This window comes from Paenibacillus cellulosilyticus (genome assembly GCF_003182255.1).
GTDB lineage: Bacteria > Bacillota > Bacilli > Paenibacillales > Paenibacillaceae > Paenibacillus_T > Paenibacillus_T cellulosilyticus.
Window position 1 is genome coordinate 1 of sequence record NZ_QGTQ01000074.1, and the last position, 1223, is coordinate 1223.

Sequence of the window (1223 nt, forward strand, 5' to 3'; positions counted from 1 at the left end):
GTCGTTTTTCGTCGTCTTCCTAGAGATACCCGACTTGGTTTCTGCTTCATCCGTTGAAGCCACTCGGCATAAGGCTGCCACATTAATTTCGTCAGCCAGCGACTCAGTTGCAACAAGCTATGGTTAACCTTTGTCTCCAGCTTAACAAGCAAGAGCAAGCAGAAAGCGATAAGTGCGATCCATATCTGGTTATATACCGCGCGGTCGCTTTGCCCGTGAAAGTGCTTGATCCGAAGATGCTGTTTCATCCACTTGAAGAACGTTTCAATCGCCCAGCGACTGCGGTACATGTCACCGATCTCGTCACAAGTCAAATCGAAGCGATTCGTGATTAAGAACAACAGGTTCCCTTGCGAATCTTCGGTCTGAACCATCCGTAGCAGGTTCTTCATCTTCTTCTGCTGGGAACCTACTCGCACTAGCATGTCAGCGTGGATGCTGCTACCCTGAGGGATTTCGAATGCTTCCATTGGTTCCACGAAAGCATTGCTTTTGAGACGTGTCACGAAGTAAATCTTGTTGTTGCAGTAGCGATTGAATGCCGAGTAGTCGATGTAACCGCGGTCGAACACATACGTGACGCCAGGTTCATCGACAAGTTCATCAAGCTGCGTACGATCATTTTTCCTGGCATTTGTAAGGGTTGCCTTCTCCGGTATGACGTCTTCTTCACCGACAAACGCTAGTCGCATGTGGAGCTTGATGCCTGCTTTGGTCTTACGGAACGTTGCCCATTTGTATTTCTGCAGACATAATGCAACGGTTGTCGAGTCGATGAGCTTGATCTTGCTGCGATGAGCCGGCGCGCGATACGTTGTGAAAATCCTTTTAACAAGACGCTCGAACACCTGTTGGAGCAATTCGGAATCCACCTGCTTGTGCTTCCGACTAAGTTGAGCTGCTGAGATCGATGTGAGCCCCAGTTCACGCTGAAACGCTTTACAAAGCACATCATCGGCGATATGCCGAAGTCCTTCTCTGCCTTGCAATTGAGCATGCAGGAACAACTTCAGATACGCAGCAGTCGTCAGCTTCTTCACGTATTTATCTTGCTGGGTTTCAGTAATCCAATCTGTGAACGTTCTCGTACATATTGGCGCTATCCATTTACCAAACGATGAAAATAGCGTATTCTTGTCCATGCGACTAATCCTTTCATTGGATTATGGACAGGGCTACCTACCATATCTATTGTAAAGGATTTTTTTATGCGCTGATTTAGA

General features: G+C 47.3%; 1 protein-coding gene. It reads right to left on the minus strand.

Annotation, left to right across the window (positions count from 1 at the left end; translation table 11 throughout):
* Positions 1 to 1142 (minus strand): IS4 family transposase (locus tag DFQ01_RS30745; RefSeq protein WP_110047715.1); only part of this gene is annotated, 1142 nt, incomplete at its 3' end.
* Positions 1143 to 1223: the final 81 nt, after the last annotated feature.